The sequence below is a fragment of the Paludibacterium yongneupense DSM 18731 genome, assembly GCF_000422925.1.
GTDB lineage: Bacteria > Pseudomonadota > Gammaproteobacteria > Burkholderiales > Chromobacteriaceae > Paludibacterium > Paludibacterium yongneupense.
Genome location: NZ_AUGZ01000009.1, coordinates 40,036 through 65,994, shown reverse-complemented (window position 1 = coordinate 65,994; position 25,959 = coordinate 40,036). Strand labels below are relative to the sequence as shown.

Annotated in this window: 22 protein-coding genes; 12 read left to right on the top strand and 10 right to left on the bottom strand. The window is 64.2% G+C overall.

Going from position 1 to position 25,959, the window contains the following annotated elements:
* Positions 1-259 precede the first annotated feature (259 nt).
* The 5 genes from G520_RS0105735 to G520_RS0105715 form a co-directional block, all read right to left on the bottom strand.
* Complete coding sequence (locus G520_RS0105735) at positions 260-1,438, bottom strand: MalY/PatB family protein (protein WP_028534814.1); 1,179 nt, start codon at positions 1,436-1,438, stop codon at positions 260-262.
* Positions 1,439-1,543: 105 nt separating this feature from the next.
* Positions 1,544-2,311, bottom strand: coding sequence for an amino acid ABC transporter ATP-binding protein (locus G520_RS0105730; RefSeq protein ID WP_028534813.1), 768 nt, complete (start codon positions 2,309-2,311; stop codon positions 1,544-1,546).
* Positions 2,308-2,988, bottom strand: coding sequence for an amino acid ABC transporter permease (locus tag G520_RS0105725; RefSeq protein WP_028534812.1), 681 nt, complete (start codon positions 2,986-2,988; stop codon positions 2,308-2,310). Before G520_RS0105725 ends, G520_RS0105730 begins: the two co-directional genes overlap by 4 nt.
* A gap of 57 nt (positions 2,989-3,045) precedes the next feature.
* Complete coding sequence (locus tag G520_RS0105720; RefSeq protein ID WP_028534811.1) at positions 3,046-3,819, bottom strand: amino acid ABC transporter substrate-binding protein; 774 nt, start codon at positions 3,817-3,819, stop codon at positions 3,046-3,048.
* Positions 3,820-3,983: 164 nt separating this feature from the next.
* Entirely contained in the window at positions 3,984-4,838 is an 855-nt protein-coding gene (locus G520_RS0105715) for a pirin family protein (RefSeq protein ID WP_036665485.1), read from the bottom strand.
* A 103-nt stretch (positions 4,839-4,941) separates the two neighbouring features.
* On the opposite strand from G520_RS0105715, the gene G520_RS0105710 reads away from it, so the two are divergent.
* Entirely contained in the window at positions 4,942-5,865 is a 924-nt protein-coding gene (locus G520_RS0105710; protein WP_036665483.1) for a LysR family transcriptional regulator, read from the top strand.
* Positions 5,866-5,990: 125 nt separating this feature from the next.
* Complete coding sequence (locus tag G520_RS0105705) at positions 5,991-6,629, top strand: phosphoribosyl-dephospho-CoA transferase MdcG domain-containing protein (protein ID WP_028534808.1); 639 nt, start codon at positions 5,991-5,993, stop codon at positions 6,627-6,629.
* Between the two features lie 100 nt (positions 6,630-6,729).
* Here G520_RS0105705 and G520_RS0105700 read toward each other — a convergent pair whose 3' ends face one another.
* The 4 genes from G520_RS0105700 to G520_RS0105685 all read right to left on the bottom strand — a co-directional run bounded on the left by G520_RS0105700 (position 6,730) and on the right by G520_RS0105685 (position 10,340).
* The gene (locus tag G520_RS0105700) at positions 6,730-7,173 is read right to left on the bottom strand and encodes a universal stress protein (protein WP_028534807.1); all 444 of its coding nucleotides are present in this window, start codon (positions 7,171-7,173) and stop codon (positions 6,730-6,732) included.
* A gap of 80 nt (positions 7,174-7,253) precedes the next feature.
* Positions 7,254-7,694: a MarR family transcriptional regulator gene (locus G520_RS21720; RefSeq protein WP_051229092.1), complete on the bottom strand. Its 441-nt coding sequence runs from the start codon at positions 7,692-7,694 to the stop codon at positions 7,254-7,256.
* Positions 7,695-7,764: 70 nt separating this feature from the next.
* Entirely contained in the window at positions 7,765-8,973 is a 1,209-nt protein-coding gene (locus G520_RS21715; protein ID WP_051229090.1) for an MFS transporter, read from the bottom strand.
* Positions 8,974-9,143: 170 nt separating this feature from the next.
* Entirely contained in the window at positions 9,144-10,340 is a 1,197-nt protein-coding gene (locus G520_RS0105685) for a branched-chain amino acid ABC transporter substrate-binding protein (RefSeq protein ID WP_028534806.1), read from the bottom strand.
* Between the two features lie 519 nt (positions 10,341-10,859).
* Here G520_RS0105685 and G520_RS0105680 point away from each other — a divergent pair.
* Entirely contained in the window at positions 10,860-11,747 is an 888-nt protein-coding gene (locus tag G520_RS0105680; protein WP_028534805.1) for an SAM hydrolase/SAM-dependent halogenase family protein, read from the top strand.
* Positions 11,748-12,101: 354 nt separating this feature from the next.
* On the opposite strand, the gene putA is transcribed toward G520_RS0105680, so the two are convergent.
* On the bottom strand, positions 12,102-15,692 hold the full coding sequence (putA, locus tag G520_RS0105675; RefSeq protein ID WP_028534804.1) for a bifunctional proline dehydrogenase/L-glutamate gamma-semialdehyde dehydrogenase PutA: 3,591 nt from the start codon (positions 15,690-15,692) through the stop codon (positions 12,102-12,104).
* 502 nt (positions 15,693-16,194) lie between these two features.
* Here putA and hutC point away from each other — a divergent pair.
* From hutC to G520_RS0105630, 9 genes are all read left to right on the top strand, one after another.
* A complete protein-coding gene (hutC, locus tag G520_RS0105670; protein ID WP_028534803.1) occupies positions 16,195-16,905 on the top strand; it encodes a histidine utilization transcriptional repressor HutC in 711 nt (236 codons plus the stop codon).
* Between the two features lie 242 nt (positions 16,906-17,147).
* Positions 17,148-18,836, top strand: coding sequence for a urocanate hydratase (hutU, locus tag G520_RS0105665; RefSeq protein WP_028534802.1), 1,689 nt, complete (start codon positions 17,148-17,150; stop codon positions 18,834-18,836).
* A 2-nt stretch (positions 18,837-18,838) separates the two neighbouring features.
* Positions 18,839-19,438 (top strand): HutD/Ves family protein, encoded by a 600-nt coding sequence (locus G520_RS0105660; RefSeq protein ID WP_028534801.1) that lies wholly within the window; start codon positions 18,839-18,841, stop codon positions 19,436-19,438.
* Complete coding sequence (gene hutI / locus G520_RS0105655) at positions 19,435-20,646, top strand: imidazolonepropionase (protein WP_028534800.1); 1,212 nt, start codon at positions 19,435-19,437, stop codon at positions 20,644-20,646. Before G520_RS0105660 ends, hutI begins: the two co-directional genes overlap by 4 nt.
* An 11-nt stretch (positions 20,647-20,657) precedes the next feature.
* A complete protein-coding gene (locus tag G520_RS0105650) occupies positions 20,658-22,052 on the top strand; it encodes a formimidoylglutamate deiminase (RefSeq protein WP_246542666.1) in 1,395 nt (464 codons plus the stop codon).
* A gap of 26 nt (positions 22,053-22,078) precedes the next feature.
* Entirely contained in the window at positions 22,079-22,873 is a 795-nt protein-coding gene (hutG, locus tag G520_RS0105645) for an N-formylglutamate deformylase (RefSeq protein WP_028534798.1), read from the top strand.
* A 181-nt stretch (positions 22,874-23,054) separates the two neighbouring features.
* Positions 23,055-24,065 (top strand): LacI family DNA-binding transcriptional regulator, encoded by a 1,011-nt coding sequence (locus G520_RS0105640; RefSeq protein ID WP_028534797.1) that lies wholly within the window; start codon positions 23,055-23,057, stop codon positions 24,063-24,065.
* An 11-nt stretch (positions 24,066-24,076) separates the two neighbouring features.
* Entirely contained in the window at positions 24,077-25,084 is a 1,008-nt protein-coding gene (locus tag G520_RS0105635) for an ABC transporter substrate-binding protein (RefSeq protein WP_028534796.1), read from the top strand.
* A 53-nt stretch (positions 25,085-25,137) separates the two neighbouring features.
* The gene (locus G520_RS0105630) at positions 25,138-25,959 is read left to right on the top strand and encodes an ABC transporter permease (RefSeq protein WP_028534795.1); all 822 of its coding nucleotides are present in this window, start codon (positions 25,138-25,140) and stop codon (positions 25,957-25,959) included.

The following is a 25,959-nucleotide window of genomic DNA, read 5'->3' as shown; positions in this document are numbered from 1 at the left end:
CGATTCGGCTCACGCCGTCCACAAAGGTCCAGCAACATCCGTACCCGCCGGACAAGGAGGATAGGACCGCAACGGCACGACGGATGCACCGAAGCGGAGCAGGGATGACGCGACGTGGTGCAGGGACAATCGGACGGGGCGGCCTGCCGGGCGGTGCGCCCCGTCCGCGATCCCGCCGCCAGCGGTTCTCCCGAGACTATCGCCCCCTCCCCTCCCCGGTCGGGCGGCGACCAGGCCAGGACAAGCCGTCGCGCTCGGGCTATCCCCGTGTCAACGCATCGAGCATGCGCTGCAGTATGTGCTCGAGCAGGGTGGGCGATGTCGCGAAGTTGAGCCGTACGCATGCACTGCCGCCGGGAATGAACGCCTGTCCCGGGCTGAGGGCCACCCCAGCCGCGCGCAGAAAATAGTCTGAAGCCGTCACAGGAAGCTCGAGACCGCTGCAGTCCAGCCAGGCCAGATACGTCGCTTCCGGCGCGCGAATGCGGATAGCGGGAGCCGCCGCACGCAAGACCGTCACGACCCTGTCGCGCGCCGCCTCCAGTTCGGTCAATACCGCAGCCAGCCACGGCTGTCCGTCCTGCCATGCCGCCAGCGTCGCATCCAGCCCGAAAACATTGGGATCGCCGAGCACGCGCGGAGGGATGCGCTGCGAGAAGCGCTGCAGCAATGCGCGGTCGCCGAAAGCCGCAACCGCGCAGCGCAGACCGGGAATATTGAAACTCTTGGTGGCCGAATTCAGCGTCACGCTGCGCACGGCAAAAGCAGGATCGAGCCCGGCGAAGGACAGATGCCGCGCCCCGGTGTAAACCAGATCGGCATGCACTTCGTCGACCAGCACGATCAGATTGTGGCGCTCGGCACACTCTCCGAGCGCACGCAGCTCCGCCCGGCTGAACACGCGTCCGGTCGGGTTATGCGGGTTGCAGATGATCAGAAGCCGCGCGCGATCGGAGGCCAGTGCCTCCAGCTCGGCGGGGTCGAAAGCGAAGCGCTCGCCATCGTCGCGCAAGGTCAGCGCCAGCAAGCGGCGAGCATTGGCGGTCACTGCCTCGCGAATCTTGGGGTAGCTCGGCATCAGAACGATGACGCCGTCGCCGGGGTCGCTGAATGCCAGCACACAGGCGTACAGCCCCTGGACCAGGTCGCCCATCGGGATCACCAGAGCGGGATCCGGACTCCAGTCGAAGCGATCGGCCATGCGCTGCGCAAAGGCCTCGGCCAGCAGGCGCCCGCCGTCGCGGCCCCCGGGCAAAGGATAGCCATAGTCCTGCCGCGATATGCGCCCGGCCAGTGCCGCGCGAATGGGGGCCGCGACGGGGTAATCCATCTCGGCCACATGCGCCGGCAGCACATCGGGGCCAAAACGGCGCCACTTGTCGCTCTGCAGAGCGCGCAGGGCTGCGAGTTCCCGTCCGGGCACGAGTTCATCCGTCATCGCGAGTCTCTTCTATTCTTCTGCTGCCGTTTGTCCGCCGCGCGGCCGAAACCTTGTGCCGCTCCCGTTGGCGCAGCTTAGCATGCCTCCCGGCGGGATGCCGCCTCAGATAGACCAGGACTCAGGCAAGGTCTCGCTGAGACTGGCCACGAAGGCCGCCGTCCGCGCCTGGCGCGGGCGAGTGAAAATATCGCGCGCCGTCCCCGCCTCGACGACGCGGCCGCCATCGAGAAACACCACCTCGTGAGCGATCGCCGCGGCCAGACGAAGATCATGCGTGGCCATCAGCATGGTCATGCCCTCGCGCGCCAGTTGCGCCAGCACGTCGACGACTTCGCCCGCCAGCTCGGGGTCGAGCGCGGAGGTCGGTTCGTCGCACAGCAAAACCCGCGGCGAAGGCGCCAGCGCACGCGCGATCGCGACTCTTTGCTGCTGCCCCCCCGACAAGGTCGCCGGCCATGCATCGGCCTTGTGCCGCATGCCTACCTTATCCAGCAAGGCCAGTGCGCGCTCGCGCGCCGGCTCGCGTTGCCAGCGATGCACGGTCAGCAGGCTTTCCATCACGTTTTCCACGACGGTGCGATGCGGAAACAGCTGGAAATTCTGAAACACCATCCCGCTCGCGAGGCGCATGGCATGTACCCCCGCGCGCGACGGCGCCGTGCCGGGGCGAAACTCCAGCACCTCCTCGCCCAGACGCAAGCTGCCCCGCTGCGGCATTTCCAACAGGTTCACACAGCGCAGCAACGTGCTTTTGCCGCTGCCCGACGGACCGATCAGCGCGGTGACACCGCCCTCGGCAATCTCGATGTCGATATCGGCCAGCACCAACTGGTCGCCAAAACGCTTTTCCAGCTTTCCAAGTCGAATCATCGGCCAGCCTCCAGCGCGGGCACATGCCGCTCCACGCGCCGTTCCAGCCGGGTCTGAGCGGCGGACAGGACAGAACTGAACAACAGATAGATCAAGGCGGTCTCGCAATACAGGATCAGGGGTTCGTAGGTTACGGCGGAAATCCGTTGCGCCACCTGGAACACTTCGGGGACGGTCAGAGCGGCGGCCAGCGAGGTATCCTTGATCAGCGAAATGAAGGAGTTCGACAAGGGCGGCACCGCCACCCGCGTCGCCAGCGGCAATATGGTGCGCCGCATGGTCTGCGACCAGCTCATGCCGATCGAATAAGACGCTTCCCACTGTCCCTTGGGCACCGACTGAATGGCAGCCCGTATCACTTCGGACGTATAGGCGCCGACATTGAGGATGAAACCGATCAGCGCGGCCGGGAAGGCATCCATCACCACCCCGAGGTTCGGCAATCCATAGAAGATGATGAACAACTGCACCATCAGCGGCGTTCCGCGGATCAGCCAGACATAAAACCGCACGAGTTGCACCAGCCAGCGCGGCCCGAACAGGCGGGCGATAGCGGTGAGAAATCCGAGGCTCAACCCTCCGGCGAAGGACAGCAGCGTCAACGGCACCGTAAACATCAAACCGGCCGACAGCAGGGGCCAGAACGAACTCAGCATCAGGGAAAACCAGGACGGCATAAACAGGCACTCGCAGCAAGCCCTCGCCACCCGCTGGCGAGGACCGGTTTCATTGGATCAATGCGATACGTCGGCACCGAAATACTTGTGCGAGATGCGCTGGTAGCTGCCATCGGCCTTGATCTGCAGCAGAGCGCTGTTGATCGCGGCCAGCAGTTCCGGATTTCCCTTCCGGATCAGCACGCCTTCCGCTTCGGCCGCGGCTTCCGTCGCCGCCACTTTCAGGTGTGCATCCGGCTTGTGCTTCTTGAAGTCGAGGAAGGACAGGCTGTCGTTGATGGTCGCCTCGGCGCGCCCGGCCAGCAGCAGATCGACCGACTGGTTGAACCCGTCGGTGCCGACCAGCTCGGCCCCCTGGCTACGCGCCAGTTGACCGAAATTGCTGGTCAGCGACTCGGCCACGCGCCGCCCCTTGAGGTCGGCAAACGATTTGATCGCATTATTATCCGAGCGGACGATAAGCACAGCCTTCGATACGATATACGGCGTCGAAAAATCGTACTTGGCGCGGCGGGCATCGGTGATGCTGACCTCGTTGATCACGGCATCGTAGCGACGGGCATCGAGCCCGGCGATCAGTCCGTCCCACTTGCCTTCGACGAACTCGACTTTGACGCCCAGGCGACGGCCGATCTCGCGCGCAATCTCGACATCGAAGCCGGTCAGCGCACCGCTGGTATCATGAAAAGTGAACGGGGCATAGGTTCCTTCGGTACCGACTTTGATCACGCCTGCGCTGCGGATCTCGTCGAGAGCGGATTGAGCACTGGCCGCACCGGCCAGGGCCAGTTGCATAAAGCCGAGAGAAAGGATTGCACGCAAGGTTTTCATCAAGTGGCTCCTGAAAAGGGATCGGTGGCGCGAAGCGTGTCCGCGCGGTATGGGAACCACTGTAGCAAATTATATTTATATCAATAAATTATAATTAATGTTAAATATATACCTTACGGATATATACAGGCAGACGGGAGGCCCCGTCCGCCCGCATTTCGGCATCAGAAACGGCCATTGCGATAGTCGTCAATCGCCTGCTCGATTTCTTCGCGGCTATTCATCACAAATGGTCCCCACTGTGCGATCGCTTCGTTGAGCGGCCGCCCGGCCAGCAAGATCATCCGCGCCCCGGCCGCGCTTTCCAGCGTCGCCCCCGTCGCCCCCGGCGCATTGCTCAACACCGCCATCGTACCGGCGCCGACCGCCTGGCCGCGTCCGCCAATGCCGGCTTCGCCGGCGTAGACATAGACGAAGGCATTGTGTCCGCCGGAAATCGCCGCCGCATAGGTGGCTCCGGCCTCCAGCACGATATCGAGAAAGAGCACATCGGTGGCATTGCCCTCCACCGCGCCGCGATGCCCATCGACCTCGCCGGAGATGATCTTGAGCGCGACGCCCGGCTGCGGCTTGATCTCCGGAACGCACTCCGGTGCGATATCGCGATAGGCGGCCGGGATCATCTTGCGCGCCGCCGGCAAGTTGACCCAGAGTTGGAAACCCTGCATGCGGCCTTCGATCTGCTCGGGCATTTCCGAATGCACGATACCGCGACCGGCCGTCATCCATTGCACGGCGCCCGGCGTCAACAACCCTTCGTTGCCGACGTTGTCGCGGTGGCGCATACGTCCTGCCAGCATATAGGTCACGGTTTCGAAACCGCGGTGCGGGTGATCGGGAAACCCAGCGATGTAATCGGCGGGATCGTCGGTGCCGAATTCATCGAGCATCAGAAACGGGTCAAGCCGCCGCTGCAGCTCTCCGCCAAGAACTCGCTTGAGTCTGACACCCGCACCATCGGAAGCCGCCATGCCTTCGACCAGACGTTCGACTTCGCGGCTGAGTGTTGTTTGTTGCATTGTGACTCTCCTGATTGAATGCGTCGGAACGATGCCTATAGTATCCTCACAAACAATTGGACTAAAAAGCGCATTTTTTCACGCAAAAACATCAGGAATTCAGATGAAACCGGGCAGAATGCCGCGCAGCCAGGCCGAGCACTGGCGTGTATTGCAAGTCGTGGTCGAAAGTGGCGGCTACGCCCAGGCGGCTGCGGCACTGCACCGCAGTCAGTCGGCCGTCAGCTACGCACTGGCGCGCTTGCAGCAGCAACTGGGAGTCGAACTACTCGAAGCCGACGGGCGTCGCATGCGGCTGACGGCGGCAGGCGAAACCCTGCTGCGCGAGGCGGTGCCCCTTGTGGACGGGCTCGCGCGTCTGGATGAGCGCGCAGTCGCCCTGCAGCAGGGCTGGGAGGCAGAAGTGCGGCTCGCCGTCGACACCGCGTTTCCCACTGCGCCGCTGCTGCGGGCCTTGCACCGCTTTGCCGGGCAATGCGTCAACACTCGCTTGCAGTTGCACGAAGTCGTTCTCTCCGGTGCAGACCAGGCGCTTTATGGCGGTCAGGTGGATCTGGCTGTCGGCGCCCGGGTCCCGCCCGGCTTTCTCGGCGACGCCTTGATCGATGTCGAATTTGTCGCCGTCGCCGCGCCCGACCACCCGCTGCATCAGCTCGGACGCACGCTCGTGGCGGACGACCTGGTCGAACACACGCAGGCAGTCGTCCGCGACTCCGGCACCCAGGATCCGCGCGATGCAGGCTGGCTGGGCGCAAAACAGCGCTGGACCGTCAGCCGGGTACAGACATCGATTGCGATGGTCGCTTCCGGCCTGGCTTTTGCCTGGCTGCCGCGACATCTGATCGCAGAAGAGCTGGCAGGCGGCCGCCTGCTGGAACTGCCGCTGGGTCAGGGAAGAAGCCGGGCGGCCTGCATTTTTCTGACCCTGGCCGATCCTGGCGGCGCCGGACCCGCGACTCGGGCTCTTGCCGCCTTGTTACAGGAAGAAGCGAAAATCTGGACCCTGGACGGGAACCTGCCACGTTGACAACGCTCTTAGGAGCAAGCAGGCATAGATATCCTTTATACTTTACTATAATCAATACTGATATTATTGCCCCCCCACACACCGTCGCCACGCCGCCATCGCTGCGTTCATCAGGCCAGAGCTTTATGTCCGTCACCAAAAACATACTGACGCGTACGCATGACATGCTATTCGTTTCGTCCGACCCCAAGCTGACGGCGACCGCCCCCTTGCCGGCGTGGGCCACGCGCGCCTGGCTCGGCCGGATTCCGCTGGCCGTGCGACGCGAGCCGCTGATTGTTCCGAGTTTCATCCCCATCCGCCTGCTGTCGCCCGGCGGCGAGGAGCATGTCGACGCCTACGTGCCGCGCGATCAGGTCGTGACCGTCGTCACTCCGGAGAGCCTCTGGTGGGCCAAGACCTGGCGTTTGTACACGGCATGGGCTCACTTTCCCGCCATGACCGCCCTGGAAAAACTGTCGGCCATGCTCGACCGCATGGACTGGAATTGGGGACTGATAGGCAAGGCCGGCATGTCGGTTGCCAGCGGCAACCTGCTGATGAATGAAGCGAGTCCGCTGCAGCTGCTGCTGCGCGCGGACATACCGTTCAGCCGCGAGCAGGCGGCCGCGATCTATCACGCGGCCGACACCGATCTATTGCAGATCGAAGTCGAATCGCCGCAGGGCGTGTTTGCTCTCGAATCCTGGCTGCGCGACGGTCATGTCGCACTCGAAACCCGGCAAGGTTCCCGACTTACCGATTCCCCGTGGCAAGCGGCCTGAGCGGCCTTTCTCAACCGGCGGAAACCCGCCCGCTTGTCGACGGCCCGGCCAGGACGGCAGCAGCGCGGCACCGAGCGGACAGACTCGCGCCCGGCACGGCTCAGGGCTTCGGGTCGGGTTGCAAGACCACCAGCACGCTGCACGGCGCCTGCGCCACCAGATCCCAGCCAACCGAATGGCTGACCAGACGGTCGAGCCACCCCAGATAACGATGGCCTATCATCACCAGGCCGACGCCAAGCAACTGCGCCTGGCGCGCGATTTCTTCGGACGCCACGCCGCGTGCGCTATGCACGGTGCAGGCCAGCCCGCGATCGAAGAGCACCTTGCGCGCATGTGCAAGCACATCGCGCGCATTGCGCTCGATGTCGTCGAAGTACTCACCCACAGGTTCAACCAGCGCCAGACCGTTGCGCGAAACAGGATCGGTCACGGAGATGACGTGGACTTCGGCCTTGCAACGCAGGGCGAGCTGCGCCCCCTGCTCCAGAACATAGTCGCGTTGTGGCGAGGCATCGATGGCAATCAGGATTTTGTCGAACATGGTGCCCTCCTTTTGTCCCCGGGGAAGCGTTGCTTAAAGTCTGCCCAGGCTGTTACTGCCTAGTCAATATGCCAATTAAATCACAAATTGAGCATCGCCTGTTCCAGCAAACGGCTGAAAGTGGCGACGTCATCCGTCGAGAATCCGGCGGACAAGCGCGACTCGACCCGCTGCAAAGCGGCGACGACGAGTGGGTAGATCTGCTGCCCGCGTTCGGTGAGCGTCAGCACCACCATGCGCCGGTCGCAGGAATCGGGCGCACGCGCGACGAAGCCTTTTTTTTCCAGTCGATCGAGCAGGCGCGTCATCGCACCCGCATCGTAGCTGAGCTTGCGGGCAAACTGCGCCGGCGAAGCGGCACGGCCCGGAGCATCCCCCAGTCCAACGATGACCATCCACTGCGCCGCGGTCAGACCGAGCGGCGACAGCTCCTGCTCTATCGCGTCGACCAGCAGCGAGCGCAGCTGGTTGACGCGATAGCCGAGGCCAAGTTGCAATGTTTCCGAATGCGCGGTGTCCATATATGCCACTCTGATGACTGCAGCCAGACTAGGGTTCCGTCTGCGGACTGTCAAGGACGCGACCGCCCTGTCACGCGGCGATCGCACCGCGCGCGCGCGACGACAGCCACACGGACAGCAACAAGGCGAATACAACGCCGCCGCACGACGAAAGGAACATCGCGCGGTAGCCGAAACCGTTGATGATGGCACCGGCAAGCGGTCCCGTCATCCCGAGCGAAAAATCGACAAACACCGAGTAGGCTCCCAACGCCGTACCGCGGTTTTGCGAAGGGACGCCGCGTACCGCCTCGACCGCCAGCGCGGGAAACACGAGCGAGAAACCGATGCCAGTCAGCGCCGCTCCGACAAAGGCCAGCGCCGAACCGCCGGCCAGCCACAACAGGGCAAGACCGATGGCCTCGACCAGGAACGAGACGATGGCGACGCGAAAGCCGCCGAAGCGATTGATGGCGCCGGCACAACTCAAACGCACGCCGATGAAGCCGGCACCAAACAGGGACAGAGTCATCGCCGCGCCCGACCAGTGCTCGTGCGCGAAATACAGGGTGATGAAAGTCGCGATCACCCCGAAGCCGGTGCCGCCCAGCGCCAGGCCGAGACCGTAGGGCGATACGCGGCGCAATAACCGCCGGAACGGCATTCTAGCGCCGGCAACGATGGCCACCCCGGGCTGGCGCCAGGCCAGCGCCACGGTCGCCAGCGCGAGCACGGCGACCAGCAGCCCCGTCGCGGCCAGGCCGCCATGCTGCTCCAGCAGGACTCCGAGCGGTGCGCCGATGGCAAGCGCCGAATACGTACTGACACCATTCCATGAGATAACCCGCGCGGTCTGCCCGGCGCCGACGCGGCCTATGCCCCACATGATGGCGCCGGTGGCGACCATGCTCTCGCCGACGCCAAGCAACAGCCGGCCCGCGATCAAGGATGACAGCGCCAGCACCGGCGTCGCGACGCTCAGCGCGGCGGCAAAAGTCGCGACGCCACTGCCTGCGCACGCGAACAGGCCATAGAGCACGGTGCGCTTCGGCCCCAGCACGTCGGTCATTCGCCCGGCATGGGGCCGCGACAGCACCGTGGCCACATACTGCACGCTGATCGCCAGCCCCGCGAGCACGGCGTCATAGCCAAGCTGGACATTGACATAGCCAGGCAGGATCGCGAGCGGAATCCCTATCGTCAGGTAGCAAATAAAAGAAAAGAAGACACAGGAAAAAATCTTCCCGGCCGAGCCCTGCCCGGGCTGGGCGGAACGATGGCGAGTTCGGAGCAAAGTCATGGCCACGCAGTGGCGCGGCGCCGTTGCGGCGACGCACCATAGTCAAAAAGGTGTAAGTAAAGGACGAAAGCAGGGCATCGCACCCTGCCAGCAGCAAGTGTGACAGAAAACCGGGAGTCAAAGTTCATTGCAGACGCGCCGCGGCCGCCGGGCGCGTCTGCGGGAATGGATTACTTGGCGCCGCCTATCGTCTCCAGTACGGTCCACTTGCCCTTGACGACCTTGTAGACGGTGATTCCACCGACCTTGAGATCGCCCCGGTCATCGTAGCCGATATGCGGGGCAGTCACGCCGTCCGTGTAATCGATCCTGGCCAACGTCGGCAGATATTTAGCCGGTTCAGCCGAATCGGCCTGCTTCATCGCGGCAATCATCACTCGCGCGGCATCGTAGCCATAGGGAGAATAGGTCGCAACTTCAGTATTGAAGCGTGCCTTGTAGTGCGCGGCGTACTCCTTGCCCTTGGGCATCTTGTCCAGCGGCAAGCCGGCGAGCGAAGCGATCGTGCCGTCGCCTTCCGCTCCCGCCACATGCAGGAAGTCGGGGGTCTTGGTCATTTCACCCGACACCAGCGGCATCGTCAGGCCGAGACGCTTCATCTGCTTGACCATGGGAGCCGACTGGGCGTCCGCGCCGCCATAGTAGACCGCGTCCGGGTGCACCGCCTTGATCGAAGTGAGAATGGCGGCGAAGTCGGTCGCCTTGTCGTTGGTATACTCGCGTTTGACGATCTCGCCGCCGGCGGCCTTGGCCGATTTTTCGAACTCGTCGGCCAGGCCCTGGCCATAGGCGCTACGGTCGTCGACAATGACGATGCGACGGGCACCCAGCTTCTCCACCACGTAACGTCCCATCACGCCGCCTTGCTGGGTGTCGGAGGTCATGGAGCGAAATACGGTCTTGTAACCCTGTGCGGTAAACGCCGGTGCCGTCGCCATCGCGATTTCGGGAATGCCGGCGTTGGCATAGATCGTGGATGCCGGAATGGAGGTACCGGAGTTGAAATGGCCGATGATGCCGCTGACCTTGTCATCGACGAAACGCTGCGCGAGTTGGGTCGCGGTCTTGGGGTCGGCCTGATCGTCCTGCGCATCGAGCACGAAGGTCACGGGCTTGCCGCCGATTTTGGGATGCTCGGCGTTGGCGTCCTCGATGGCCAGCGTCACGCCGTTTTTATATTCGTCGCCGTAATGAGCCTGCGGACCGGTCAGCGGTGCGGCAAAGCCTATTTTGACCGTTCCGCCGGCTTCGGCGATGCTGCCGGAGGCGACGTTTCCCTCCTTGGCCGCATCCTGCTTGCCACAGGCGGAGATGGAAAGTGTGGCGGCGGCGGCCAGCGCGAGAGTCGTCAACTTGTGTGCAAGCATGGCTGCATTTCCTCTTTTATCGGTTTTATCGGCCAGTCTCAGCCGGCCCTCCCTCCCCGTAAGGGGTCAGCGGGCATTATTCGCATGTCTTGACGACGCTGGCAAGCCCGCCCCATCAAAGCCGAAACGGAGGATCAGATACAACGGTCTCGACAAAAATACGTCACAGCTTCACCTGCCGTTCGCCCTGTCCACTATCCGGCTGGCGCGCAAAACGCTGCTCGCGTGAAGCGCAAGGGCAAAGGACACATCATCGTTGCCGCTCGGACGCGAAGGCGCGCCCAAGAAGAATGAAATCGGGCTTACCGCTTAATCGACGCGTTGCTCGGAACGATCTGCTCGGCCGAATCCGGACGCGTCAGGAAAGGCGCTGTCTGCGGGTGGCAGCCCATGGACGTAAAATCAGACGATATGACGCATACGAACAACATATCCTTATGTAATTTCTGTCTTTGGCTTTCCTCTGCATGCCGATAGACTCGAGAAATTTCATGAAAGGAAGCCGCTATGCGAAGATGGATGAAAATACTTCTGGCCGCTACGTTCTTGTTGTCGACTCTGGCTCAGGCACAAGCACCACTGGTACTGATGACCGACTTTGGCCTCAAAGACGGTGCAGTATCCGCCATGCGCGGCGTTGCCTACTCAGTCGATCCGAAACTCACCGTCTCCGATCTGACCCACGAAATCCCGGACTACGATATCTGGGTGGGTGCCTACAGACTTTACCAGACTGCCGATTATTGGCCCAAAGGAACCGTCTTTGTATCAGTGGTTGACCCCGGCGTTGGAACTGATCGTTTGTCAGTGGTACTGAAAACCCGTTCCGGCCGTTATTTCGTCAATCCCAACAATGGCTTGTTGACCTTGATCGCTGAACGCGACGGGGTGGCAGAACTGCGTCAGATCGACGAGAAACGCAATCGTCTACCCGGATCGTCCGAGTCGTATACCTTCCATGGACGCGATGTCTACGCCTATACCGGCGCCCGTTTGGCTTCCGGCAAGATCCGCTTTGACCAGGTTGGTCCGCTGCTGCCGGCCAGTGCCGTAGTCAGGATTTCCTATCAGAAGCCGGAAAAAGTGGGCAATGTCCTCAAGGGCGCGGTGCCGGTACTGGATGTGCAATACGGCAATGTCTGGACCAACATTCCGAAGTCTCTGTTTGATCAACTGGGAATCAAGACTGGTGAACAAGTCAGCATCCGGATTTTCAAATCCGGCAAGCAAGTAGATGAAACCGTCGCGCCCTATGTCAATACCTTTGGCGACGTGCCAGAAGGCCAGCCGCTGGTATATCTGAATAGTTTGCTGAGTGTATCGCTGGCCATCAATATGGGCAGCTATGCTGCTAAGCACAAAATCGAATCCGGTTCTGACTGGTCGGTTGAAGTCAGCCGCCCCTGAGCTTGTGCGAACGATGCGTCTGTCACTGCACGGCACGTGACAGACGTCAGTGAGCTTTTCACAGGCAGAACCCCAAAAGACTCCGTTAACCCAAATCCAGCCCGACCAGGAGGGGGAAGAAACAAAGCGGAATCTTGCGCACGCCAGGCCATTCTGTTCGCGCCATCCGTCAAGGAAGGTATGAACACGTCCCGGCCTTCCGGTTTGAATCCATCATCCCGGCGCATGGCCGACGACGGTATCCGCCATCGGCCATGCTGCACATCCACTGCCTGCAGCAGCGGTATTCATTGAACGATCTGCTCGGCAAAACTCGGGCTTGTTCAGACCTCCCAGGCAGATTTGTCTAGAAATTCACTCCTCCATGCTCATCAGGCTGGCATTCCCGCCCGCTGCCGTGGTGTTGACGCTGAGCGCACGCTCAACCACCAGCCTCAAGAGTTCGACTCCGTCCGGCCCCGCGACGACAAGCGGCGTCAGCGCACCCTCCCGGGCCGCCAGCCGGCGACGAATGTCATCGGCTTGCGATAGCGGCCCCTCGAACAGCAAGGCGTCGATCGGCATCGACTCCAGCTCGCCCGTCGCCAGTTCGACCCGCCCGGGCAGGGCCGTCGCGAGCCGTCCGGCCAGCGCGCCGGGACTCAGTACCGCCACATTGCCGCAGCACAGGGTCGCCGCGACGAGCTCCAGCATGCGCTCATCATCGCCGGCAACGCAGGCAACACGACCGCGCGGGGCGAAGCGCAAGACATTGAACTCCCCGGTCGGACCGACCAGCTCATGGCGTCGCGACAAGGGGCTGGCTGCGTTGAGCGCAGCCAGCCGCGCGGCGGACCAGAATACCCGCGTCGCGGCGCTGTCTTCGAGTGCTACGGCGGCGTCCGCCGGCCGGGAATCGGTCGGCAGGCTCCAGCGACCGCGAGTCAGACGATAGAGATAGAGCGGCCCGCCGGCCTTGGGACCGGTGCCGGACAATCCTTCTCCTCCGAAAGGCTGCACGCCGACCACGGCGCCCACAATATTGCGATTGACGTAGACATTGCCGGCGCGGATCCGCGCCAGGATGCGTTCTATCGTCTCGTCGACGCGGCTATGCACGCCATGGGTCAGGCCGTAGCCGGTGGCATTGATGGCATCGATCACGCCATCGAGATCGGCCGCATCATAGCGCAAGACATGCAGTACGGGACCGAACACTTCGCGCGGCAGCAGTGCCAGATCGTCGATTTCAAACAGGGTGGGAGCCACATAGCTGCCATGCTCGCCCTCCCCGTCCAGAGTCAGGCGGAAGCAGGAACGCGCGTGCGGCGTCAGCGACTCGATATGCGCAAGCAGCGAGACTCGCGCGGCATCGTCGATAACCGGTCCGACGTCGCAACTCAGACGCGCCGGGTTTCCGACCCGCAGTTCGGCCATCGCGCCTTTGAGCATGGCCAGCACCGGCTCTGCGATTTCGCGCTGCAGGAACAGCACCCGCAACGCGGAACAGCGCTGCCCGGCCGAGTCGAAGGCCGAGCTGACGACATCGGCCACCACTTGCTCGGGCAGCGCAGAACTATCGACGATCATCGCATTCTGGCCGCCGGTTTCGGCGATCAGCGGGATATCGCCTCCGCGCGCCGCCAGCGTGCGCTGAATGAAGCGCGCCACTTCGCCGGAACCGGTGAACACGACTCCGTCGACGCGAGGGTCGGCCACCAGCGCCGCACCGACCACTTCCCCCTCGCCGGGCAGCAACTGCAGTACCGCGCGTCCGATTCCGGACTCGTACCATAACTCCACGGCCCGGGCGGCGATCAGACTGGTCTGCTCGGCCGGTTTTGCCAGCACGACGTTTCCGGCAACCAGTGCCGCCGCGATCTGCCCGCAAAAGATGGCCAGCGGAAAATTCCAGGGACTGATGCAAGTCACGACCCCGAGCGGGGCATGGGTTTGCGCCGTCAAGCCGGCACGGGCCTGCGCCGCGTAGTAGCGGCAGAAATCGACCGCCTCGCGCACTTCGCCCAGCGCATTGGGCAGGGTTTTACCCGCCTCGAGCACGGCGAGTGCCATCAGCTCGCCGCGATGCGTTTCCATCAGCGCGGCCATGCGCTCGAGACAGTCTGCGCGCACGTCGATACCGGTCGCCGCCCAGACGGCGCGGGCATCGCTCGCGGCGGCCAGCGCCGATTCGACATCCGCCGCCGACGCCAGCGTCACCCATCCCACCGTATCGCGCCGGTCGGCGGGGTTGCTCACACTCATCGTCGCGCCCCCCTCGGCGGTGCCGGCACCCAACAAGGGGGCCGCACTCCAGCGGCGGGCCTCGGCCGCCAGCAGCTGCGCTTGCAGCGCCGCGAGCTCGGGTTCGCTATTGAGGTCCAGCCCGCGCGAGTTGCGGCGTGCATCGCCATACAAGGCTTCCGGCAAGGCGATGCGCCGATGCGGCTCCCCTCTCAGCCGGGCCGCTTCCTCCAGCGGATCGGCCACCAGATCGGCAATCGCGACGCTCTCGTCGACAATGCGATTGACGAAGGACGAGTTGGCGCCGTTCTCCAGCAAGCGCCGCACCAGATAGGCAAGCAGGGTCTCATGCGAGCCGACCGGTGCATACACCCGGCAAGCGCGTCCGAGCCCCTTGTCGCCCACCACCTGGTCATACAGGGTCTCGCCCATGCCATGCAAGCACTGGAACTCATACTCGCGCTCACCGGCCAGTTCGCGCACCGCCGCCATGCTGTAGGCGTTATGGGTGGCAAACTGCGGATAGATGGCCTGCGGCTCGGCCAGCAGCTTCTTCGCACACGCCAGATAGCTGACATCGGTGTAGACCTTGCGCGTATATACCGGGTAGCCCGACAGTCCTTCGCTCTGGGCACGCTTGACCTCGGCGTCCCAGTAGGCGCCTTTGACCAGCCTGACCATCAAGCGATGCCCGCTGCGGCGCGCGAGGTCGACAAGATAATCGATCACGAACGGGCTGCGCTTCTGATAGGCCTGCACCACGATACCGATGCCATCGAATCCGGCCAGATCCGGGTCCAGCGCGAGCGCCTCGATGACGTCGAGCGCGATATCGAGCCGGTCGCACTCTTCGGCATCCATGGTCACGCCGATCTGATACTCCCGCGCAAGCAACATCAGCCGTTTGACCCGCGGCAACACTTCGCTCGTCACACGCTCGTGCTGCGCACGCGTATAGCGCGGATGTATCGCCGAGAGCTTGACCGAGATACCGGGGCCGCCGTATACGCCGCGCCCGGCCGACGCCTTGCCGATGGCGTGGATCGCGCGTTCGTAATCCGCCATATAACGTTGGGCGTCGGCTTCTGTCATCGCGGCTTCGCCAAGCATGTCGAAACTGAAGCGGTAACCGGCGGCCTCGCGCTCGCGCCCGTTGGCCAGCGCCTGCTCTATGGTTTCGCCCGTGACGAACTGCTTGCCCAGCATACGCATTGCCATATCGACGCCCTTGCGGATCAGGGGCTCGCCACCTCGAGCGATCAGCCGGGTCACGGCGCCGCCGAGACCCTCTTCGCTATGCGACGACACCAGCTTGCCGGTCACCAGCAGCCCCCAGGCCGCGGCGTTGACGAACAAGGACGCACTATTGCCCAGATGCGAGCGCCAATCGCCGCGGCTGATCTTGTCGCGGATGAGCTTGTCCGCCGTGGCCCTGTCGGGAATGCGCAGCAAGGCCTCGGCCAGGCACATCAAAGCCACGCCTTCCTGACTGGACAAGGAGAACTCATGCATCAGCGCATCGACGCCGCCGGAACGCGTGCGGCGCGAGCGCACCGCCGTCACCAGTTTCTGGGCAAGTTCGCGGCTGGACGCGACCTGGGCCGCGCTCATTGCAGCGGCATCGAGCAGCCACGGCAGACATTCTCTTTCGTCGCGCCGGTGCGCGGCGCTTATCGCGGCCCGCAGCGGGGACTCTTCGCGCGCCAATACGTCGAATTGCATGCTGACACCTCTATTCTGATGACATTCGGTCGCCCGGCGATACCGGGCCAATAATTGTATACAATATACTGTGTACATGGGCTGGATAGTCAAGCCCTTTGACAAATACCGCCGCCGCTCGCATCGCCACGCAGGTTTGCCCCATGGCCGGACTCGGGCCAGAGCGGTCACCCTGCCTGGGCGCCGGTACGAGACTGCCGAAGCCGACTACGCCCTGCCCGACCCCCTGCCCGACCCCCTGAGCGCCTCCCCCCGTCGCCGCACGCCACCCGGCTCTCTCCGGGAGAAGCGGCATGGACCCGCTTTCAAATGACTATACAAGTCATACCTGTCCAAGTTGCCAATGATCGGGCTTGCGCCTGGATAGCTTTGTTTTTCATGCGTCAAAAAGTACGCAACGACGTCGACCGGATGCCCGCGCCGCTAATGACTATACAAGTGAAAACCACGCTGAAACGACTCCATGGTATAGTTCGAAAAACCAAAACCGATTCGAGACGCCATGTCCCAAACCCCGAGCAAGCCGGTCCCCGCCTACGTACAGATCAAGGACTATGTCCGCAATCAAATCGAGAGCGGAATCTGGACCAGCGGCAGCCTGATTCCTTCTGAACACGAGTTGGTCAAACAGTTCGGCGTATCGCGCATGACCGTGCATCGCGCCTTGCGTGAACTGACCGTGGATCAGGTTCTCAATCGCGTGCAGGGCGCCGGCACCTTCGTTACATCGCACAAGTATCAGTCGACGCTGATCGCGATCAAAAGCATCTCGGACGAAATTGCCGGCCGTGGCGGCAGGCACCGCTGCGAGATTCTGATACTGGAGACGACCGTCGAGCCGCGCGCGCTGCAAGTGCTGGGACTGCCCGCCGACGACCATGCCTATCACTCGCGCCTCGTGCATTTCGAAAACGATGTCCCGATCCAGCTCGAGGACCGCTTTGTCAATCCTCACCTCTACCCCCACTATCTGGAGCAGGATTTCCACACCATCACGCCAAATGTCTACATGACACGCGAAGCCCCGCTGCAGCGGGCGGAGTACGTGATCACCGCGCGCATGCCGGATGCCACGGCTCGCCACCGCTTGCATATGGACATCGGCGAACCTTGCCTGGTACTGCAACGCAAGACCTGGGCCCACGCCCAGGTCGCTACCGAAGTCACCCTCTGGCATCCGGCCTCGCGCTACCGTTTCGAAGGCAGCATGTAAGCCCGCGGCGGCATCCGCCGCCCGCTTCCCGTTTCCCCGCCTCGCTCCACGCTACCCGCCCTGTCGCCGCGTCCCCGGCACGATGATTCTTGCCTGGACGCCAAACTTGTCTATACAAAAAACCTGCGCTACACTGCGACAATCTTGTATAGACATCAACACCAGCCGCCCACGCGGCGGCGCCGGACAGGCAGCCGCCCCGGCCCGACCGGACATTTCGGTACGCCCTTTAGGAGACCCGCATGAATACGCCGCACAGCCACGACCCGCGCCTGGACGAAAGCCGCGTCATCCGCGCCCCGCGCGGAAGCGAAAAAACCTGCAAAAGCTGGCTGACCGAAGCCGCCTTCCGCATGATCCAGAACAATCTCGATCCGGAAGTCGCCGAGCATCCGCAGGCCCTGGTGGTCTACGGCGGCATCGGCCGTGCTGCCCGCAACTGGGAATGCTTCGACCAGATACTGGCCTCTCTCAGGGACCTGGAAGACGACGAAACCCTGCTGATCCAGTCCGGCAAGCCGGTCGGCGTGTTCAGAACCCACGCCGACGCGCCGCGGGTGCTGATTGCCAACTCCAATCTGGTGCCGCACTGGGCGACGTGGGAGCACTTCCACGAACTGGATAAAAAAGGGCTGATGATGTACGGCCAGATGACGGCCGGCAGCTGGATCTATATCGGCACTCAAGGCATCGTCCAGGGAACCTACGAGACCTTTTTCGCTATCGCCAGACAGCACTTCGGCGGCAATCCCGCCGGCCGCTGGATTCTCACCGGCGGGCTCGGCGGCATGGGCGGGGCGCAGACTCTGGCTGCGACAATGGCCGGCTTCTCGATGATCGCGGTCGAATGCGACGAGAGCCGTATCGACATGCGGTTGAAAACCCGCTACGTCGATCGCAAGGCGCATTCTCTGGACGAAGCGCTCGCGCTGGTCGAAGACGCGAAACGCAGCGGCCGGCCGGTATCGGTCGGGCTGCTGGGCAATGCCGCCGATGTATTCACCGAACTCGTCGCACGCGGCATCACGCCGGATGCGGTCACCGACCAGACTTCGGCCCACGACCCGGTCAACGGATACCTGCCGCAAGGCTGGAGCTTCGAGCACTGGCAGCAGTGCCGCCGCACGGCGCCTGACAGCATTGTCCTGCCGGCCAAGACCTCGATGGCGAATCAGGTCCGGGCCATGCTCACCTTGCAGGAACGCGGCGCCGCCACCCTCGACTACGGCAATAACATCCGCCAGATGGCCTTCGAAATGGGAGTGGAAAACGCCTTCGACTTCCCGGGCTTCGTGCCGGCCTATATCCGCCCGCTGTTCTGCGAGGGCAAGGGCCCATTCCGCTGGGTGGCGCTGTCGGGCGACCCGGAGGATATTTACAAGACCGACCGCAAGGTCAAGGAACTGATCCCGGACGATGCGCATCTGCACAACTGGCTCGATATGGCGCGCGAGCGCATCGCCTTCCAGGGGCTGCCCTCGCGTATCTGCTGGGTCGGGGTGCAAGATCGCCACCGCCTCGGCCTCGCATTCAACGAGATGGTGAAGAGCGGAGAACTGAAAGCGCCGGTCGTGATCGGTCGCGACCACCTGGATACCGGATCGGTAGCCAGCCCCAATCGCGAAACCGAGTCGATGAAAGACGGCTCGGATGCCGTCAGTGACTGGCCGCTGCTCAATGCGATGCTCAATACCGCCGGCGGGGCGACCTGGGTTTCGCTGCACCACGGCGGTGGAGTGGGCATGGGATTCAGCCAGCACGCGGGCGTAGTGATCGTGGCCGATGGCAGCGAGGCGGCGGCGGTGAGGCTGGGGCGTGTCCTGTTCAACGACCCGGCCACCGGGGTGATGCGCCACGCCGATGCCGGCTACGAGCTGGCACAAGACACCGCGCGCCGTGCCGGGCTCAAGCTGCCGATGCTGGGACGCTGAGCATGGCCGGCCCGACGCTGATCCGCGCGCATGAATTGATCGCCGCGCCGTGGAAAAACGGGGGCGGCAGCACGCGCGAGATCGCCTGCTTTCCTGCCGCGGCGGGACTGGACGATTTCATCTGGCGTGCGAGTCTGGCCGAGGTCGCACAGGCAGGGCCGTTCTCGCGCTTCGACGGCGTCGATCGCACCCTGATCCTCCTCGCGGGCGCAGGCATGCGCCTCGAGACAGAGGATGGCGTCAGCCACCGGCTCGCGCACGCACTCGACCGGCTGGACTTTGCCGGCGAGACGGCGATCCATGCGAGTCCGATCCGCGGCGCGACTCACGATTTCAATCTGATGCTGCGCCGCGACGCGGTGCAAGGCGAGGTCGAAATCCGGCATGCTCCCTGCGAGGGCGGGCTGCAGTGCGATGTGGCCCTGCTGTTCTGCGTCGAGGGCGAACTGGAAATCACACTCGACGACGAGGCGGCAGCCTGCACGCTGTCGGCGTCCGACACGCTGCGCATCGACACCGCGCGCGGTCGCTACTGCCGCGTGCGTGGCCAGGGTTGCTTGCTGCGGATAGGGCTGAACCTGACTTCGATGGAGACGGCATGAGCGATGCAGTGTGGTACCACTTGAATCTCTGCGCCCGTGGCGATGTCGATGATACCGTCGCCGACGCGGCCATCGCCGTACGCGATGGGCGGATCGCCTGGCTCGGCGCCTTCGCCGCGCTGCCGCACGAATTCGCCTCCCTGCCCCGCCACGATCTTGGCGGGGCCTGGGTAACCCCTGGGTTGGTCGATTGCCATACCCACTTGGTCTATGGCGGACAGCGCGCCGACGAATTCGCGCAGCGCCTGGCCGGCGCCAGCTATGAAGACATCGCCCGCGCAGGCGGGGGCATTGTCTCTACCGTGCGCGCCACCCGAGCGGCCAGCGAAGAGGACTTGCTGCGCCAGTCGGCGCCGCGGCTGGAGGCTCTGCTGGCCGAAGGCGTAACGGCCGTCGAGATCAAATCCGGGTATGGACTGGACCTGGACGGCGAACGCAAGATGTTGCGCGTTGCACGCCGGCTCGGCGAACGCTATCCGGTCGCCGTCCATACCACTTTCCTCGGCGCCCATGCGCTGCCGCCCGAATTCTTCGGCCGCAGCGACGACTACATCTCCGAAGTCTGCGATCGCATGCTGCCGACGCTCGCGGACGAAGGGCTGATCGACGCGGTGGACGTCTTCTGCGAGAACATCGGCTTCTCGCTCGCGCAGAGCGAACGGGTGTTCGAAGCGGCCAGTCGCCGCGGCCTGCCGCTGAAGATGCATGCGGAGCAGCTGTCCAACGGCGGCGGCGCGCGCCTTGCGGCACGCTGGGGAGCCCTGTCGGCCGACCACCTGGAGTGGCTGGACGAAGAAGGCGTCATGGCAATGCGCGCGGCCGGCACGGTGGCGGTCTTGCTGCCGGGCGCCTACTATTTCATTCGCGAGACCCGCGTGCCGCCGCTGGATTTGCTGCGCCGCCACGGCGTACCCGTCGCCCTGTCCACCGACAGCAATCCCGGCACCTCGCCGACGACATCGTTGCTACTGATGCTGAATATGGCCTGCACCCTGTTCCGGATGACCGTTGGCGAAGCGCTGGCCGGCGTCACACGCCACGCGGCGCAGGCGCTGGGCGAGTCCCGGCGCCATGGCTGCCTCGAGATCGGCCGCGATGCCGACTTCGCGGTCTGGGGCATCGATACGCTGGCCGAGCTCGCCTACTGGAGCGGGCGCCCCTTGTGCCGCCGCGTGGTGCGGCACGGCGAGACCGTTTTCCTGCGTTAAGGCCGGAGGCCATGATGATTCCATCAGCAAACACCCTGTTCGCCGAGCGCGCCCTGCTGCCCGGCGGCTGGCAGCGCAACGTCGCACTGAGTTGGGGGGCGGACGGCCGCCTGACGTCGGTCGAAAGCGCGGTTGCGCCACGCAACGACAGCATGCTGGCCGCCGGTCCGGTGCTGCCAGGCATGTGCAATCTGCATTCGCATGCGTTCCAGCGAGCGATGGCGGGCCTGACCGAATACCTGGGCCACCCGCAGGACAGTTTCTGGAGCTGGCGCGACCTGATGTACCGCTTCGCGGCGCGGCTGACGCCCGAGACGCTCTACGCGGTCGCGCGCCAGCTCTATATCGAGATGCTGAAGGCCGGCTATACCTCGGTATGCGAGTTTCACTACATACACCATGACATCGACGGCCGCCCGTACGCCAACCCCGCCCGGCTGAGCGAACAGCTGATCGCCGCCGCGCACGATGCGGGCATCGGCCTGACGCTGTTGCCGGTGCTGTATCAGAACAGCGGGTTTGGCGGCTTGCCGCCCCTGCCGCAGCAAGCGCGTTTCATCGCCAGCGGCGACTGGATGCTGGACCTGCTCGCACGGCTCGCGCGCGAGCATCCCGTCCACGACGGCTTGCGCTATGGCGCCGCCCCCCACTCGCTGCGTGCGGTAACGCCTCAGGCACTGGATGCCCTGCGCGCCGCACTGCACGCCAGTGATCCACTGGCCCCCATCCACATCCATATCGCCGAGCAGACACGCGAAGTCGACGACGGCATCGTTGCCCTCGGTGCGCGCCCCGTGCGCTGGTTGCTCGATCACCAGCCGGTGGACGAACGCTGGTGTCTGGTGCACGCCACCCACCTCACGCCGGACGAAACCGCCGACCTGGCCGCGAGCGGCGCCGTCGCCGGTCTGTGCCCGAGCACGGAAGCCAACCTCGGCGACGGGGTGTTCGACGCGGCCCGCTATCTGAATGCGGGGGGGCGCTGGGGCATCGGTTCGGACAGTCATGTCAGCGTTTCGCCTCTCGAAGAACTGCGGCTGCTCGAATATGGCCAGCGCTTGCGCGACCAGCGCCGCAACGTACTGGCCTGCGCGGCGGCGCCGGCCGTCGCCGACCGTCTCTACGGCCAGGCCGTTGCCGGCGGCGCTCAGGCAGCCGCGAGGCCGATAGCCGGCCTCGCCCCCGGTCAGCGTGCCGACTTCATCGTGCTCGATGCCGAGCACCCCGATCTCGCGTGGCGGCGCGACGATCAATTGCTGGCAGGTCTGATATTCTGCCAGCATGGCGACAACCCGATTCGCGACGTCTACGCCGGTGGCCGCCGCGTGGTGGCCGAGCGCAGGCATCCGGCCGAAGGCGGCGCCGGCCACGCCTATCGCACGGCATTGAAAACACTGCTGGCATGAGCCGGCATGCAGAAGGAACTCCTGACATGGATGGCTTTACCCTGGTACGCGGCACCCTGCCGCTGCTGATCTCGATGCCTCATGCCGGCACGGAGCTACCGCAGACGCTGGCCGGACGCATGACGCCCGCCGCCGCCCGGCTCGATGATACCGACTGGCATCTGCCGCGCCTGTACGACTTCGCCCTTGCCATGGGGGCATCGCTGCTGGTTCCGCATCATTCGCGCTATGTGATCGACCTCAATCGCCCGCCCGACAACGCCAATCTCTATCCGGGCCAGGACACGACCGGCCTGTGCCCGGTCGACACCTTCAATAAAGAAGCCCTCTACCAGCCCGGCGAGACGCCGCTCGAGGATGAAATCACCGAACGCGTCAACCGCTACTGGCGTCCCTATCATGAAGCCTTGCGCCACGAGATCGCTCGCCTGCAGGCCCGCCACGGGCAGATCCTGCTGTGGGAAGCCCACTCGATCCGCTCGCATGTCCCCCGTTTCTTCGAAGGCCGTCTGCCCGACTTCAACCTCGGCAGCGCCGATGGCGCCTCCTGCCGCCCGGGGCTGGCCGAAAAACTGCTTGAGGTCGCACGCGACAATGCGGCGGGATTCAGCGCCGTGCTCAACGGACGCTTCAAGGGCGGCTATATCACCCGCGCCTATGGCACGCCCGACTCGGGCGTGCAGGCCGTGCAACTGGAACTCGCACAAAGCTGCTATATGCAGGAACAGCTGCCCTATGCCTATTCCGAGGCGCTCGCCACCAGGGTGCAGCCCGTCTTGCGCGCACTGCTGACTACCGCGCTGGCCGCCCTCGGCGGCTGAGCCGCATCGCCGGGCGCGCCACGCCCGGCCCCCTGTTTCACGCTCCCGTCACTTCCTTGTCAATTCGCTGCAATATGCAGCAGGCAGAATGTAAACGTTTCCATCAAACGGCCATTCGCCATGCTCGCCTGCCCACGTTCCGCCCGCACCACCGCGCGTCTTCGACGCGCAGGATGCTGAAATGACCGCCAGCATCAAGGACGTCGCCGCACTGGCGGGGGTCTCGATCGCCACCGTCTCCCGCACGCTCAATACCCCGGACCGGGTCAGCCCCGCTACGCGCGACACCGTGCGACAAGCCGTCGCGACGCTTGGCTTCCGCTTGAGCCGGATAGGTCAACAGTTGCGCGGCGATCGCAGCCGCCTGATCGGCGTCATGCTGCCTTCGATCGCCTCTCCGGTATTCGCCGAATGCGTGGAAGGCATCGAAGCCGCGGCGACCGCCGCCGGCTACCAGATCCTGTTGATGAGCACAGCCTACGATGGCGTGCGCGAGCAGGCGGCGCTGGATACCCTGCTGCGCCAGCGCGTCGACGGCTTGATCCTGACCGTCGCCCATGCGCACGAACATCCGCTGCTGGACGAACTCGAGCGCACCGGCGCCCCTTACGTACTGGTTTATAACCAGTGCCCGCACCGCCCCTGTGTCTCGGTCGACAACCGCGGCGCGGCACGCGATGGCGTGGCCGCTCTGATCACAGCCGGATATCGCCGCATCGTGATGCTGAGCGGAGCGATGGCGGCCTCCGACCGCGCGTGGCAGCGCTACCTCGGCTACGGCGATGCGCTCGCGGCGGCCGGGCTCGTCGCCACGCCGGCCCTCGAAGTGGATTTCAACAGCGTGACGCTGCCTGCCGTCGTCCTCGCCGCCCTGACCGACCCGGAGACCCGCCCGGACGCGCTGTTCTGCGGCAATGACCGCCTCGCCATGCTGGTCATGCGCCAGTTGCAACAGGCCGGACTGGCCCTGCCGCGCGATATCGCGATTCTCGGTTTCGACGGACTCGACGTCGGCACCCTGATGAGCCCGGTGCTCGCCTCGGTTTGCCAACCCAACGCACGCCTGGGAGCAATGGCGATGCAGAGCCTGGACCTCGCCATCCGCGACGACGCCGCGCCCGTTTCCCGAATTTTGCCGCACAGCCTCAGGCTGGGCGGTTCCGCCGCACCCGTTCGCTTCCGTCCCGACTAAGGAGCCCTACCATGTTCAGCTTTTCCATCCGCCCGCTGATCGCCGCCGCCGTACTGGCAGGCAGCGCCACCTTCGCCCAGGCAGCAGGCACCGCCATCTGTTACAACTGTCCGCCCGAATGGGCGGACTGGGCCGGTCAGATCAAGGCCATCCAGCAACACACGGGCATCACGGTCCCCTTCGACAACAAAAACTCCGGCCAGGCCATCGCCCAGTTGATGGCCGAAGAAAAGAGCCCGGTGGCGGACGTGGTCTATCTCGGCATCAGCTCGGCCTTCCAGGCGCGGGAGAAAGGGCTGATCACCCCCTACAAACCCGCGCACTGGGCCTCGATTCCGGCCGGCCTCAAAGATCCCGGGGGCAACTGGTTCAGCATCCATTCCGGAACCATCGGCTTCTTCGTCAACAAGGATGCACTGGAAGGGCGCCCGGTACCGCATAGCTGGCAGGATCTGCTCAAACCGCAGTACCGCGGAATGGTGGGCTACCTCGACCCCAGCAGCGCCTTCGTCGGTTATGCCAGCGCCGTAGCGGTCAATCAGGCGCTCGGGGGCTCGCTCGGGAACTTCAAGCCGGCCCTCGACTATTTCCGCCGCCTCAAGCAGAACCAGCCCATCGTACCGAAGCAGACCGCCTATGCCCGGGTTCTGTCGGGCGAGATCCCGATTCTGATCGACTATGACTTCAATGCTTACCGCGCCAAGTATCAGGACCACGCCAATGTCGAATTCGTGATTCCGCGCGAAGGCACCCTGTCCGTTCCCTATGTCATGGCATTGGTGAAGGGAGCCCCGCACGCCGACAACGGCAAGAAAGTGCTCGACTTCGTGCTTTCCGATCAGGGACAGACGCTGTGGGCCAATGCCTATCTGCGTCCGGTACGCGGGGTCATCCGCCCCGAAGTGGCGGCACGCTTCCTGCCGGCAGCCGATTACGCCCGCGCGCATGTTGTCGACTACGAAACGATGGCCAAGGCGCAACAAGCCTTCGGCCAGAGCTACCTTAACGAAGTGCGCTAAGCACATCCACTTTGCCGCGCGGGATGCCCTCCCGCGCGGTACGGACTCCTGCCATGAATGATTTGACCTTGCCCCGCCACTGGCGAGCGGCCCTGCTTGCACCGGCACTGACCGTTTTCCTGGCATTCTGGCTGTTGCCCATGAGCCGTCTGGCCGCCATCAGCGTCAGTGCCGGCGGCGCCGGCTATCGCGCCCTGATCACCAACCCGCGCTATCTGGAAAGCCTGCTGTCGACGGTCATCCTCTCGGCACTGGTCACCGCCGTCGCCCTCGCGCTGGCGCTGGTGGCAGGCTTGGCGCTGGTGCGCCACGCGTTTCCGGGCCGGCGTACCCTGATTGCCATGCTGACCCTGCCGCTGGCCTTTCCCGGCGTCGTGGTCGGCTTCATGGTGATCATGCTGGCCGGACGCCAAGGGCTGATCGGTGCCATCTCGCGCGAATTGACCGGCCACAACACGGTTTTCGCTTACTCCATGGCCGGCTTGTTTCTCGGCTATCTGTATTTTTCCATCCCGCGCGTGATTCTCACCCTGATGGCCGCCGCCGAGAAACTCGATCCGGCGCTCGAAGAAGCCGCACGCTCTCTCGGAGCCTCGCCATGGCGCATTCAGCGCGATGTGGTTCTGCCCGCCCTGCGCCCGGCGCTGCTGGCGGCCGGTGCCATGTGCTTCGCGACGGCGATGGGGGCTTTCGGCACCGCCTTTACCCTGGCGACCGAGATCGATGTATTACCGATGGCGATCTACAGCGAATTCACGCTCAACGCCAATCTGGTGGTGGCAGCCTCGCTAAGCCTGGTGCTTGGCGCCGTCACCTGGCTCGTACTCGCGCTGGCGGGGCTGGGCGGTGGCGGCAACGTCGCGGCGGCCGCCTGA

Excerpts from the sequence above, each read along its gene's own strand:
- G520_RS0105710 (WP_036665483.1), top strand. The coding sequence starts at position 4,942 with ATGAAACCGGGCAGAATGCCGCGCAGCCAGGCCGAGCACTGGCGTGTA.
- G520_RS0105725 (WP_028534812.1), bottom strand. The coding sequence starts at position 2,988 with ATGCCGTCCTGGTTTTCCCTGATGCTGAGTTCGTTCTGGCCCCTGCTG.
- G520_RS0105680 (WP_028534805.1), top strand. The coding sequence starts at position 10,860 with ATGAAAATACTTCTGGCCGCTACGTTCTTGTTGTCGACTCTGGCTCAG.
- G520_RS21720 (WP_051229092.1), bottom strand. The coding sequence starts at position 7,694 with ATGGACACCGCGCATTCGGAAACATTGCAACTTGGCCTCGGCTATCGC.
- G520_RS0105700 (WP_028534807.1), bottom strand. The coding sequence starts at position 7,173 with ATGTTCGACAAAATCCTGATTGCCATCGATGCCTCGCCACAACGCGAC.
- G520_RS0105685 (WP_028534806.1), bottom strand. The coding sequence starts at position 10,340 with ATGCTTGCACACAAGTTGACGACTCTCGCGCTGGCCGCCGCCGCCACA.
- G520_RS0105705 (WP_028534808.1), top strand. The coding sequence starts at position 5,991 with ATGTCCGTCACCAAAAACATACTGACGCGTACGCATGACATGCTATTC.
- G520_RS0105660 (WP_028534801.1), top strand. The coding sequence starts at position 18,839 with ATGGCCGGCCCGACGCTGATCCGCGCGCATGAATTGATCGCCGCGCCG.
- G520_RS0105720 (WP_028534811.1), bottom strand. The coding sequence starts at position 3,819 with ATGAAAACCTTGCGTGCAATCCTTTCTCTCGGCTTTATGCAACTGGCC.
- putA (WP_028534804.1), bottom strand. The coding sequence starts at position 15,692 with ATGCAATTCGACGTATTGGCGCGCGAAGAGTCCCCGCTGCGGGCCGCG.
- G520_RS21715 (WP_051229090.1), bottom strand. The coding sequence starts at position 8,973 with ATGACTTTGCTCCGAACTCGCCATCGTTCCGCCCAGCCCGGGCAGGGC.
- G520_RS0105630 (WP_028534795.1), top strand. The coding sequence starts at position 25,138 with ATGAATGATTTGACCTTGCCCCGCCACTGGCGAGCGGCCCTGCTTGCA.
- G520_RS0105735 (WP_028534814.1), bottom strand. The coding sequence starts at position 1,438 with ATGACGGATGAACTCGTGCCCGGACGGGAACTCGCAGCCCTGCGCGCT.
- hutI (WP_028534800.1), top strand. The coding sequence starts at position 19,435 with ATGAGCGATGCAGTGTGGTACCACTTGAATCTCTGCGCCCGTGGCGAT.
- G520_RS0105715 (WP_036665485.1), bottom strand. The coding sequence starts at position 4,838 with ATGCAACAAACAACACTCAGCCGCGAAGTCGAACGTCTGGTCGAAGGC.
- hutU (WP_028534802.1), top strand. The coding sequence starts at position 17,148 with ATGAATACGCCGCACAGCCACGACCCGCGCCTGGACGAAAGCCGCGTC.
- hutG (WP_028534798.1), top strand. The coding sequence starts at position 22,079 with ATGGATGGCTTTACCCTGGTACGCGGCACCCTGCCGCTGCTGATCTCG.
- G520_RS0105730 (WP_028534813.1), bottom strand. The coding sequence starts at position 2,311 with ATGATTCGACTTGGAAAGCTGGAAAAGCGTTTTGGCGACCAGTTGGTG.
- G520_RS0105635 (WP_028534796.1), top strand. The coding sequence starts at position 24,077 with ATGTTCAGCTTTTCCATCCGCCCGCTGATCGCCGCCGCCGTACTGGCA.
- hutC (WP_028534803.1), top strand. The coding sequence starts at position 16,195 with ATGTCCCAAACCCCGAGCAAGCCGGTCCCCGCCTACGTACAGATCAAG.
- G520_RS0105650 (WP_246542666.1), top strand. The coding sequence starts at position 20,658 with ATGATGATTCCATCAGCAAACACCCTGTTCGCCGAGCGCGCCCTGCTG.
- G520_RS0105640 (WP_028534797.1), top strand. The coding sequence starts at position 23,055 with ATGACCGCCAGCATCAAGGACGTCGCCGCACTGGCGGGGGTCTCGATC.